Source organism: Candidatus Hydrogenedentota bacterium, from assembly GCA_013359265.1.
In the GTDB taxonomy this organism is placed as follows: Bacteria; Hydrogenedentota; Hydrogenedentia; order Hydrogenedentales; family SLHB01; genus JABWCD01.
This window is the reverse complement of record JABWCD010000026.1, coordinates 1-11,628: the sequence shown is the minus strand read 5'-3', so window position 1 is coordinate 11,628 and position 11,628 is coordinate 1. Positions and strand designations below refer to the sequence as shown.

At 61.2% G+C, this 11,628-nt stretch carries 9 protein-coding genes; 5 read left to right on the top strand and 4 right to left on the bottom strand.

What is annotated here, in order from left to right; genetic code table 11:
• Positions 1-118: 118 nt before the first annotated feature.
• Positions 119-697 (top strand): NAD(P)H-dependent oxidoreductase, encoded by a 579-nt coding sequence (locus HUU46_20015; GenBank protein ID NUM55932.1) that lies wholly within the window; start codon positions 119-121, stop codon positions 695-697.
• Positions 698-897: 200 nt separating this feature from the next.
• Here HUU46_20015 and HUU46_20010 read toward each other — a convergent pair whose 3' ends face one another.
• On the bottom strand, positions 898-2,040 hold the full coding sequence (locus HUU46_20010; GenBank protein NUM55931.1) for a PLP-dependent transferase: 1,143 nt from the start codon (positions 2,038-2,040) through the stop codon (positions 898-900).
• Between the two features lie 109 nt (positions 2,041-2,149).
• Complete coding sequence (locus HUU46_20005) at positions 2,150-4,675, bottom strand: heavy metal translocating P-type ATPase (protein NUM55930.1); 2,526 nt, start codon at positions 4,673-4,675, stop codon at positions 2,150-2,152.
• A 102-nt stretch (positions 4,676-4,777) separates the two neighbouring features.
• Between HUU46_20005 and HUU46_20000 the strand changes: the two genes are divergently transcribed.
• Positions 4,778-5,803 (top strand): alpha/beta hydrolase, encoded by a 1,026-nt coding sequence (locus HUU46_20000; protein ID NUM55929.1) that lies wholly within the window; start codon positions 4,778-4,780, stop codon positions 5,801-5,803.
• 57 nt (positions 5,804-5,860) lie between these two features.
• Positions 5,861-6,361: a methylated-DNA--[protein]-cysteine S-methyltransferase gene (locus HUU46_19995; protein NUM55928.1), complete on the top strand. Its 501-nt coding sequence runs from the start codon at positions 5,861-5,863 to the stop codon at positions 6,359-6,361.
• Between the two features lie 15 nt (positions 6,362-6,376).
• Here HUU46_19995 and HUU46_19990 read toward each other — a convergent pair whose 3' ends face one another.
• Both HUU46_19990 and HUU46_19985 read right to left on the bottom strand, forming a co-directional pair.
• Complete coding sequence (locus HUU46_19990; protein NUM55927.1) at positions 6,377-7,486, bottom strand: hypothetical protein; 1,110 nt, start codon at positions 7,484-7,486, stop codon at positions 6,377-6,379.
• A gap of 277 nt (positions 7,487-7,763) precedes the next feature.
• Positions 7,764-8,972: a GNAT family N-acetyltransferase gene (locus HUU46_19985; protein ID NUM55926.1), complete on the bottom strand. Its 1,209-nt coding sequence runs from the start codon at positions 8,970-8,972 to the stop codon at positions 7,764-7,766.
• Positions 8,973-9,118: 146 nt separating this feature from the next.
• Here HUU46_19985 and HUU46_19980 point away from each other — a divergent pair, with 146 nt between their 5' ends.
• Both HUU46_19980 and metF read left to right on the top strand, forming a co-directional pair.
• Positions 9,119-9,952 (top strand): phosphoenolpyruvate hydrolase family protein, encoded by an 834-nt coding sequence (locus HUU46_19980; GenBank protein NUM55925.1) that lies wholly within the window; start codon positions 9,119-9,121, stop codon positions 9,950-9,952.
• A 132-nt stretch (positions 9,953-10,084) separates the two neighbouring features.
• Complete coding sequence (gene metF / locus HUU46_19975; GenBank protein NUM55924.1) at positions 10,085-10,990, top strand: methylenetetrahydrofolate reductase [NAD(P)H]; 906 nt, start codon at positions 10,085-10,087, stop codon at positions 10,988-10,990.
• The last annotated feature ends 638 nt before the right edge of the window (positions 10,991-11,628 follow it).

Below are 11,628 nucleotides of genomic sequence, written 5' to 3'. Positions count from 1 at the left end.
TTGTGCACCAGTGCGAATTGAGGTAGCGAGGGGCGATGCAGTCTGCGGTCTATAAGACCTGTTCGTCCCATAGGTCCCATAGCGCTCATTGCTCGCATCAGAAAGGAAACGGAATCCCGTGCCCGCTCCCAGGATTCTCGCCTTCGCAGGAAGCCTCCGCGCGGAGTCGTACAACAAGAGGCTCGTGAAGATCGCCGCAAAAGGCGCCGAAGCCGCGGGCGCCCAGGTCACCCATCTCGACCTGCGCGACTATCCGCTACCCGTGTTCGACGAGGACTTGGAGAAGGCGGAAGGCATGCCCGCAAACGGCCGCAAGATCAAGGACCTCATGCTCACGCACGACGGCTGGCTCCTGTCCTGCCCCGAGTACAACAGCTCAATCACCGCCGTTCTGAAAAACACGATCGACTGGGCCTCGCGCAAGGAGGAAGGCGAAACGCCGCTCCAATGTTTCGCGGGCAAGGCCGTCTGCATCATGAGCGCGTCCCCCGGCGCTCTCGGCGGTCTGCGCGGACTCGTCGTCGTGCGCATGCTGCTCAATAACATCAGCATGATCGTGCTGCCGGATCAGGTCGCGGTTCCGCAGGCAATGAATGCGTTCAACGCAGATGGCGCCCTGGTCGATACGAAGAAGCAGGCAGACGTGACGAAGCTCGGCGAAAAGCTTGCCGCCTTTCTAACGAAGCACAAGACCTGATGCAAGCGGGTGGGGTAGGTGGGCCGGGTGGGGCGGGTGGGGTAGGTGGGCTGGGTGGAGTAGGTGGGCCGGGTGGGGTAGTTGGGCCAGGTGAGGCGGGTGGGGCGAGGCTCCGTCCGAGCCACATCTGCGTCCTCCTAAAAAGGCCAGAGCGGCTCCCCGCAGCGGACTGCCCGCCGCCGCACTTCCAAACTGCGGGATCAAACGTGTGAGAAAGCCTGTTCGAAATCGGCGATTAGGTCGTTCACGTCTTCGAGACCGACGGACACGCGCACAAGGTTCTGCGTAATGCCCGACGCCGCGCGCGCGTTTTCCGGCATGGACGAATGCGTCATGGTCCAAGGATGTTCGATCAGCGACTCGACGCCGCCGAGCGAAATAGCGAGCGTGAACAGCTTCGTGTTACTCACCAATCGAAACGCCTCGTCGCGGTCGCCTTTAACGTTGAACGAAAACGTACCCCCGTAGCCCGTCATCTGTTTCTTGGCGAGCGCATGTTGCGGGTGTGATTCGAGGCCGGGGTGCAACACGACTTCGACCTTCGGGTGCGCTTCGAGCCAGCGCGCAATCTCGAGCGCGCTGCGGTTGTGCTCTTCCATGCGCAGCGCGAGCGTCTTGATCCCGCGCAGCACGAGAAAACAATCCATCGGCCCCGCGCATGTGCCCATCGCGTTCTGCAAAAAATATATCTGCTTGGCGAGATTCTCGTTGTCCGTGACCAGCGCGCCCCCCACCACGTCCGAGTGCCCGTTCAGGTACTTCGTGGTCGAATGCATAACGACGTCAATGCCGAATTCCAGCGGCCGCTGAAAGTACGGTGAGCAGAACGTGTTGTCGCACGCGGTCACAATGCCGCGCGATTTCGCGATGCCCGCGATCGCCTTCAAATCGAGCAGGTTCATCAGCGGATTTGTCGGAGTTTCAAGCCAGACGCATTTCGTTTCCGGTCGAATCGCGCCCTGCAACGCAGCGAGATCGCGCAGATTCACGAAATCGATCGCCACGCCCTTCTGCGCGATTACGCGCGTCAACAAGCGGTACGTCCCGCCGTACAGATCGTCATGAACGATTATATGATCGCCCGCGCCGTACATCGCGAAGAAGGTTGTCTCCGCCGCCATCCCCGTGCCAAAGACGTACCCATGGCTGCCACCTTCCAGGGCGGCAATGCAGTCCTCGAGCGCCTTCCGCGTGGGATTGCCGCTGCGCGAATAATCGAACGGCGGCGGCTCGTTCGCCCCGCGAAACGCGTACGTTGACGTCTGGTAAATCGGCGTCATCACCGCGCCGTAGGTGGCGTCTGGCTTTTGCCCAGCATGAATCGAGAGTGTCTTAAAGTGCATATGAACCTTCCGTATTCTAAACGTGCTCGTGCTCCTGCTTCGTCATCGTAATCGTTCGTCGAACGTTCGAGCGCCGAGTGCAATGACGAGCAGAAGCACGAGCACGGGATTATAGATCAATCGACCTCAGCCGCAGCGCATTCGATATGACCGACACGCTGCTCAGGCTCATCGCCGCCGCCGCGATCATGGGGCTAAGAGTCATTCCCGTGAATGGATACAAGACCCCCGCGGCAATCGGCACACACGCCGCATTGTACGCGAACGCAAGAAACAGGTTCTGCCGGATGTTCCGCATCACCGCGCGGCTCAGATGACGCGCGCGCACGATCCCGCGCAGGTCTCCTTTCACCAGCGTCACGCCCGCGGACTCGATCGCCACGTCCGTGCCCGTACCCATCGCGATGCCTACATGCGCCAGCGCGAGCGCGGGCGCGTCATTCACGCCATCCCCCGCCATCGCGACGGTTCGCCCGCCGGATTGCAGTCTCTTGACGATATCGCCTTTCGCCTGTGGCAACACACCAGCCTCGACATCGGCGATGCCCAACTGCTTCGCCACCGCATCGGCCGTGCGGCGGTTGTCGCCGGTGACCATCACTACGCGGACACCCGCCTTCTCGAGTTCTTCGAGCGCGTGTTTCGTCGTGTTCTTGATCGGATCGGCAATTCCCAATACGCCGGCGACCTTGCCACCTACAGCAACAAACACGGCAGTTTGTCCGACGCCGCGCATTTCATCAACGGCGTTGGCAACGCTGCCCAAATTGATTTGTAGCGTCTCCATCAACCGATCGTTGCCCAGAGCCACGCGCTTGCCCGCGAGCGTGCCGGTCACGCCCTGCCCCGGCTCGTACGAAAACGCGTCAACACTCCCAGGCTCGCCATCGGCCGCATCCCGCGCGAAGTCCAGAATCGCGCGCGCCAGCGGATGTTCGCTGTTTCGCTCGAGCGCCGCGGCCGTCGCAATGACGTCGCGCTTGTCAAAGCTTGGCTCTATGCGCACATCGACTACTTTCGGCTTTCCTTCCGTGAGCGTTCCCGTCTTGTCCACCACGATGGTGTCCACCCGCTCAAACGTCTCCAACGCTTCCGCATTGCGAATGAGCACGCCCGCCGACGCGCCGCGCCCCACGCCAACCATGATCGACATCGGCGTTGCGAGACCCAACGCGCACGGACACGCAATGATCAGAACGGACACTGCGCTGACCATCGCGTACGCCAGCCTCGGCTCCGGCCCGAATATCATCCATGCAGCGAACGCCGCCATTGCGACGAGCACCACCGCAGGCACGAAATAACCCGAGACCGTATCCGCCAGACGCTGAATCGGCGCGCGGCTGCGCTGTGCCTCCCCCACCATGCGCACAATATGCGCGAGCAACGTATCGGAGCCGACCTTCTGCGCGCGCATGGTAAAGCTGCCGGTGCCGTTTACCGTACCGCCGGTCACAAGATCGTTCGCCTCTTTCTCGACCGGAATCGGTTCTCCCGTAATCATTGACTCGTCAATCGCGCTGCGCCCGTCGATCACCGCGCCATCCACCGGCACGCGTTCGCCGGGCCGCACGCGCAATACGTCGCCCACGGCGACCTGATCGAGCGGCACGTCGCTCTCATTCCCGTTTGTATCGACGCGGCGCGCGGTCTTCGGCGCCAGCGAAAGCAGCGAGCGAATGGCGTTGGACGTCTTCGCGCGCGCTCGCAGTTCGAGCACTTGACCCATCAGTACCAGCGTGACGATCACCGCCGCCGCCTCGAAGTACAGCGGCGCGGCGTGGCCGTGCCCGCGCATCTCGTGCGGAATCAGATTGGGGAGGAGTAGCGACACGACGCTGAACCCGAACGACACGCCCGTGCCCAGCGCGATCAGCGTGAACATATTGAAATGCCGCGATACGATGGATACCCAACCGCGCTGGAAAAACGGGAAGCCACCCCACAATACGACAGGTGCCGCGAGGACGCATTGTATCCAGCCCATCACCCGCGCCGGTATCGCAGTCAGAGGCGAACCGGGAATCATTTCGCCCATGCTCAAAAAGAAGAGTGGCAGCGTGAGTACGGCGCAAATCCAAAAGCGCCGGCGCATGTCGTCCAACTCGGGATTCGGCGGCTCTTCCGCCGAAATCTCCTCCGGCTCGAGTGCCATCCCGCACTTCGGACACGACCCAGGCCCGATCTGCCGTACCTCCGGGTCCATCGGACAAATGTAGACTCGCCTGTCGCTCCCATCGGTTTTAGCGGCCGCAGGTGCGTGTGGCACGCTGAACAGATATCCGTTCGGGTTCGCGGCAAACTTCGTCTTGCACGACTCCGAGCAGAAGTAATGCGTTTGCCCGAGGTGCTCATGCGAGTATTTCGCCTTCTCGGGATTGACCGACATCCCGCAAACCGGATCGACCACCTTTACGCTGTGGTCTACGCGCGGCGATTTCGATACGTATTGTTCCGGATTTGCGTCAAATTTTGTCTTGCATCCCACGCTGCAAAAGTAATATTCGACGCCTGCGTGGTCCGAATGCCCCCTGGCGGTTTTCCGGTCCACGGACATCCCGCAGACCGGGTCGATTGCGGGCTGCGGCGGTTCCATCGAGGGCCGTGCCGGCGTATTGGAACAACAGTCCATCATCGCTTCCTGCTTGTGAACACGAGAATTCGAGCGCGCCACACGTTGCGGGGCCGCCGTCTGTCCGCTACAGTAGATGCGCGCTGCAATAACGGAGTCAACACTATGACGTTTCGTGCGTATTCCATGTGTGTGCTGCTTGCCGCGTTCGCGTTCGGCTGCGCGACCCATCCGCCACTTCCAAAGGCCGCGCCCGAAACGGCAAAACTCCCCTCGGAAACCAAACCGCGCCCCGACTACCACAATCTGCCCTACGGCCCGCACGAGCGCAACGTACTAGACCTCTGGCAGGCGAAAACAAAAGCGCCCGCGCCCGTGCTGATCTTTCTGCACGGCGGCGGCTTCGTCGGAGGCGACAAGTGGACCTTGCACAACGACCTCCTGCAGCAGTGTCTCGGCGCCGGCATTTCGGTGTGTACCGCGAACTACCGCTACTCCACGCAGGAGCCGTTCCCCGGCCCTATGCTCGACGGCGCGCGCGTCGTGCAATTCCTGCGCGCGTACTCGCGCCAACTTCACATCGACCCCGAGCGTGTCGCGCTCAGCGGCAGTTCCGCCGGCGCAGGCATGTCGCTGTGGATCGCGTTTCACGACGACATGGCCGCTCCGGACAGCGACGACTTCGTCCTGCGCCAATCCACGCGCGTGTCCGCCGCGTGCGTATACGGCGCGCAGAGTTCCTACGATCCGCGCTGGGTGCGCGACGTGGTCGGGGGCCGCGCCTACGAACATCCCGCGTTGCCGACGTTCTACGGATTGAAATTGGAGGAACTCGACACGCCGCGAGCGTACGCGCTATACGAGCAGGCCGCTGCAATCAACCATTTGACCAAAGACGACCCCCCGGTAATGATGTTCTACTCCGAGCCCAAGCAACCCTTGAAGCCCGGACCCAACACGGGATTGCGCGTCTATTACGACGGGTTCGGTAAACAGGCCGATGGCCTCGACAAACCGGGGTGGGGAATCCACCACATCAAGTTCGGCTACGCGCTCAAAGAGCAGATGGATTCGCTCGGCATCGAGTGCGTTGTCCGCCACGCGGACGATTATCAGGGGCAACCCCAGGGCGAGTCGCCAACGTATCTCGAACTCGTCGCGTTTTTGAAGAAACAATTCGATCTCGAGTGATCGCCGCGAGCAGTTCGCGCAAATTATCGCTCAATACCAGGACCGCACTGCTGCACCATGGACGTTCCGGCAAGCATCCGATATGACCATGCGCGTGGACCCATCTACGGTTGGTTCAGCGCGAAGGGCCTGTACCGTCTCATGCTGCCACACACGAACGGCGGCGCGGAACGGCGCAGCGTGCTGCACTCCGCGGCGAACGACGCGCGCGTGTGGGAACTGAACGCCGCCCTCGAGCGCTACTTCGCGGGCATGAACGAATCCTTCGCGGGTGTGCCGCTGGACTTCGACGCCGCCACCGCGTTCCAGCGCGAAGTATGGGAAGCGGCGCGCCGAGTCACATGGGGTACGTCGGCCACCTACGGCGATCTCGCGCTGCGCCTCGACAAACCGAAGTCCGCGGCGCGCGCAGTCGGCCACGCCCTCGGGCAAAACCCAATCGCTATCCTCGTCCCCTGCCATCGATTCATCGGCGCGGACGGATCGTTGCACGGGTTTGCGGCGGGGCTGGAGTGGAAGCGCGAACTGCTGCGGCTCGAAGGCGTATTGCTCTACTGAAACGACCCGCGGCGATTACTGCGCGGACCGCCGCGCGAAGCGGTACACCACCAGAGAAACGACGATTACCGATCCCACGATCATCAACAATCGGCGCGACGACGGGGGTATGCCAGACGCATCCGCGGCCTCCTGCGTAACGGGCAATGCCGGTACCTCGCCGGGGCCGACGGCCGACGGGGCGCCGGCGGGTGCCGCGGCGATCATCGGCCGCTCGACCGCGCTCGCTTCCGGAGCATTAGTCGTCGCCGGCGTTTCGGATGCAGCCTCATCCGAGTCGTCGAATTCTTCAGCGCCGTCGCGGAGCGCGGCGCGGTTCGCAATACGTGCCGAACCGCTCAACGCCGCGCGCGAATTCTCCAACTGCTGCGCGGCGCGATTCATTCGCGCCACCCCATCGACCGATGCGCCGTCCAACCGTCCCGGCTCGCGCGAGGCCGAAGCAACGACCATCGGCGTCACGCGCGGCGATTCGGTTTCCGGCCGATTGGGCTCGCTTGGCGACCCCACGGGCACACCCGGTACTGGTGTCGTCGGAGCATCCGGCGTCGAAACCGGCGGCGTCGGCGTCGGAATCGGCTCTTCATTGTCCGGTTCCGCGGGGGGCGGAGTCTCGTCAGACGGCGGCGGCGTTTCGCCCTCGTCATCGTTGGCAGGCGGGGGCGGGAAGATCACCGTCTGGCTGCTCCCCTGAGAATCGATCTCCTGGCCCTCGACCGACGCGAACGTGGTCTGTTCGATGGTCACATTGCTCTGGTTCGAGTCCGGATGCGCCTTCTTCGTAAGCGTTATCGACGCGATTTCGCCGTTTGACACCGTCGTCTGGTTCATCCCGAACAACATGACCACATAGTTGCCAGGGCTGACTTCGTTCGACTCGACCTGCTTGCGCGCAGCCTGAGCGACGTCGCTGGCCTCGGCGCTGACAGGCGTGAAGACTGCGGGATCGTAGTTGAGCGTGAAGTCCAGTGCAGCCACGCCCCCGCCGGTATCGCCTTCGAGTACGACGGGGAGAACAACCTGATTCCCCTCGACCTGGGGCACCCCGACGCGGAGCGTTCCAGCGAAACAGACCGGGGCAATGAGCAGAGTTATTACGCTGATGCGTAACGACTTACGAAACATCGACTTCTCCTGCCAGGCCCCAAGCACCATCGTACTAACGGCGCGCGCACGGTCATCGTTGACATTTGTGCCCGCCGCGCCGGAACCACATTGAATCACAACGACCCCGCCAGCGGCACACGATCTCGCGCGGCCGGTTCAATTCTTCCATATTTTCGGCCATCACGTCGCAGTGGCTTTGGCCAGTCATTGCACTTGGAAACAAGGATTCCTAATTGTTCATGGCATCTATCTCGAATTCGCAATCCACTATCCGATTCGGTCTGAGCGGACAAAATCAGAATCGGTCAAACCGCCAGACGTACGGGTTGCGCTTGGGGAAGATTGTGTGGAAAAGGGTCCGCGCGTCGGCTGTCATGATGCACCGTCGTTCGTCAAGGACGTCGCCCGGGTGGCGATATCCCGTGACAAGGTGCATCAGGTCGCCGTTCTTGAGGCCAATCTTGCACGCGCCCGGCGTGGTGGACACGTCGATCGCGCCACGGTTCGCGCGCACGCGGTATGCCGATTTGGCTAGAACCAGCGTGAACTCGGTCCGCAATTCGCGCGCAACGCTCTTCGAAAGCAGACTGTCCCATTCCGGGACCATCGATTCCAATGTTTCGGCTACATTGATGAACGCCATCATGCCGCCGGCGTCGTGATCGATGCGCGCCTCGTGAGTCGAATTGAATTGCGAGAGGAACCTCGCGAGCGGGTGCGCCGGCGGAACGCAAAACCGAATGTGCGCGATTTCCTCCGCGTGCGCGATGCGCGCCGCTTCGCGTACCACCGCCGCGCAGACTCCCGGTTCGCTGACACCGGCCTCCGTCACATACAACATGCCGCGTTCGACGATCGCGTACAAATACGCGACGGCCTTTCCCTGATCGTCCTTCAACAAACGCCACTTGTTCCATCGGCCCCATTTGTTGTGCAGGTGTGCCGCGGTACGGACCATCGAACAAACCGAATTCGAGTCGTTCGCGCTGTGCATCTTCTGAATCAGCGGGATCTCGCCCGGCGTGGCGAGGTGCGCCTTGAACGGGTTCTCGAAGGTGCGCGCCTCGGACGTGTCCATGAGTATCGTGTAATCCACCAGCGCGGAGACGTAGCCAAACCGGTGATAGAAGTTCGGAATGCCAAACAGCATCGAGACGTGGTACCCGTGCTCCCGCATGTACGCCATCGTCTCTTCAATCAGCTTGCGGCCGATGCCGCGCTTGCGGTGGCGCTCGGACGTTGCGACCCAGCCAAGTCCGCCCATCTTCAAGCGCGCTTCGCCGATGCGCACCGTATCCGTCGTGAGGTGTAGCGCGCCGAGCACTTCGCCCTTGCGGACCGCCACGCGCGTGTGCTCCGGCCGGAACGCGGGATACCGCCACGAACATTCCTCGAGCCAATGTTTCGTCGCGAGGTCCCCGTTGACAATGTGCGCCGCGGACATCAGATCCAGCGCTCTGCGCAATTCGTCGCGGGATTCGACCGGTTTGATGGTTACTTTCATGCCGATTCACTGCCTTGTCGGGTGAATTCTACCACTCCCGCCGTTACCCGCACGAAACGACGCCCGGCCCTTCCTGAAGCGAATCGCGAAGCGTGATTCACGCGTTGGGAATCGAATACGATGACGCGGGAAGAGAGGGGGACGTCATGCTACGCAACACGCGGGTGGAGATACTCAGAAAACTGCACAACATTGTCGGCGCGGGCGTGCCGGTCATCGGCGCAGGGGCGGGCACCGGCATCAGTGCAAAGTTCGAGGAAGAAGGCGGCGCGGACCTTATCGTCATTTACAATTCCGGCCGGTACCGCATGGCCGGCCGCGGCTCGCTCGCCGGTCTAATGCCCTACGGCGACGCGAATGCAATCGTGATGGACATGGCCGGCGAAGTACTGACCATCGTGAAACACACGCCCGTGCTCGCGGGCGTGTGCGGCACGGACCCGTTTCGACAAATGGGACACTTCCTGCGCGCCGTAAAAGACATCGGATTTGCGGGTGTGCAGAACTTTCCGACGGTCGGCCTCATTGACGGCGTGTTCCGCCAGAACCTCGAAGAGACCGGGATGAGCTACGACCTCGAAGTGAAGATGATCGCCACCGCGCACCAACTCGATCTGCTCACAACGCCGTATTGCTTCGGTCCGCGAGACGCCGAGAAAATGGCCGAGGCCGGCGCCGACATCGTGGTCGCGCACATGGGCCTGACGACGAAAGGCTCCATCGGCGCGAATACGGCACTGACGCTCGACGACTCGGTACGGCGTGTACAGGACATCGCGGACGCCGCGCACGGGGTTAAGTCGTCCGTGCTTGTACTGTGCCACGGAGGACCAATTGCCTCACCCGAAGACGCCGCCTACGTATTGAAGCGTACAAAAGGCGTCCACGGATTCTACGGCGCGTCCAGCATGGAACGCCTCCCTGTCGAGACGGCGATTCGGGACCATGTGCGGCAGTTTAAGGGTATCCGGTTGGGTTAGTTCATACTCGTCTGATACAAGCCATGCGAGTAGGAAGACCTATGGGATGCAGGGGCCAATCGGGACCCAAAACAACCGGCGGTTGCTGGCAGTCAACAGGCAACTTGCGTAAGCTCTTTGGCTGAGTCAGCCATGCACATTCAAGACATACTCGCCACAAATTCCACAACCTTCTCGTTCGAGTTCTTTCCTCCCAAGACCGAACAGGGCGCGGACGAACTGTTCACGAACATTGCGGAGTTCGAGGCGCTGCAACCGTCGTTCGTGTCCGTCACCTACGGCGCGGGCGGGTCGACGCGCGAGTTGACGCACGATCTTGTCGTGCGCATTCACGGCTCGACGTCGCTCGATCCGATTCCGCACCTCACCTGCGTATGCCACAGCGAAGGCGAGATTCGCGAAATCGTCGCGCGCTATGCACAGGAGGGCGTGAGCAACATCCTCGCGCTGGGCGGCGATCCGCCGCGCGGGATGGAAAACTACGATCGTTCTCGGGACGCGTTTCGCCACGCCGCGGACCTCGTGCGGTTCATTCGCGCGTTCAACGATTCCGGCGCGCATGCGGACAAGCGCGGGTTCGGAATCGGCGTCGCGGGATTCCCCGAAGGCCACCCCACAACGCCGAACCGCCTGCTCGAAATGGACCACCTCAAAGCGAAAGTGGATGCCGGGGCGAATTACATCGTCACACAGCTCTTCTTCGACAACCGCGACTTCTACGACTTTCGCGAGCGCTGCGAGTTGGCCGGTATCAACGTGCCGATCATTGCCGGAATCATGCCGGTCACGTCCGTGAGCGGGCTCAAACGCATGGCGGAACTCGCCGCTGGCGCGCGGTTCCCGGCGCCGCTACTGCGCTCCCTGCGGCGCGCCGGCGACAGCGCGGACGCCGTCAAGCGCGTCGGCGTTCATTGGGCGACAGAACAATGCCGCGACCTGCTCGATCACGGCGTACGCGGCATACATTTCTACACGCTGAACAAGTCGGACGCAACGAAACATATCTATCTCAGCCTCGGCCTGCGCAGCGACGGCTAAAGCAATTCGAGATAGTACGTAGCTGAATTTTCGTGCCCGTACTGTTCCGAAAATAGACCTCTAAGATATCCTGCTCGTATTGCTTTGAAATTTGAGATTTCAAATCTGAAATTGAATTCTCATGACTTCTTGGTATCCGAAAGGGCATACCCGCTACGACCTTTCGCAACCTGCTCCACTCCCATGAATTTGAAATTCGCACGATTCGTCGTGCTCGTGCTCGTGCTCGTGCTCGTGCTCGTGCTCGTAATCGTAATCGTAATCGAGCATTCGAACTCCCGCACAACCTCTATGCGCGTTCAACCCTTCAAACGAATTGGGATTCACAACACCAGAGCAATTCGAGATACTACGTAGCTGAATCCTCGTGCCCGTGCTGTCCCGAAAATAGACCTTTAAGACATCCTGCTCGTGTTGCTCTGAAATTTGAGATTTCAAATCTGAGATTGAATTATTCTGGCTTCTTGGTATCCGAAAGGACACACCCGCTCCGACCTTTCTTAACCTGCTCCAGTCACATGAGTTCGAAATTCGCACGATTCGTCGTGCTCGTGCTTCCATGAGAAGGTAAATCAACCTTGACCGGCGTGGCGGTCTTCCTTGTTGGGTCCGTATCCGTTTCGCCTTGCTTCCATTCG

Coding starts and splice junctions, on each gene's coding strand:
- HUU46_20010 (NUM55931.1), bottom strand. CDS start 2,040: ATGCACTTTAAGACACTCTCGATTCATGCTGGGCAAAAGCCAGACGCC.
- HUU46_20005 (NUM55930.1), bottom strand. CDS start 4,675: ATGATGGACTGTTGTTCCAATACGCCGGCACGGCCCTCGATGGAACCG.
- HUU46_20000 (NUM55929.1), top strand. CDS start 4,778: ATGACGTTTCGTGCGTATTCCATGTGTGTGCTGCTTGCCGCGTTCGCG.
- HUU46_19995 (NUM55928.1), top strand. CDS start 5,861: ATGGACGTTCCGGCAAGCATCCGATATGACCATGCGCGTGGACCCATC.
- HUU46_19990 (NUM55927.1), bottom strand. CDS start 7,486: ATGTTTCGTAAGTCGTTACGCATCAGCGTAATAACTCTGCTCATTGCC.
- HUU46_19985 (NUM55926.1), bottom strand. CDS start 8,972: ATGAAAGTAACCATCAAACCGGTCGAATCCCGCGACGAATTGCGCAGA.
- HUU46_19980 (NUM55925.1), top strand. CDS start 9,119: ATGCTACGCAACACGCGGGTGGAGATACTCAGAAAACTGCACAACATT.
- metF (NUM55924.1), top strand. CDS start 10,085: ATGCACATTCAAGACATACTCGCCACAAATTCCACAACCTTCTCGTTC.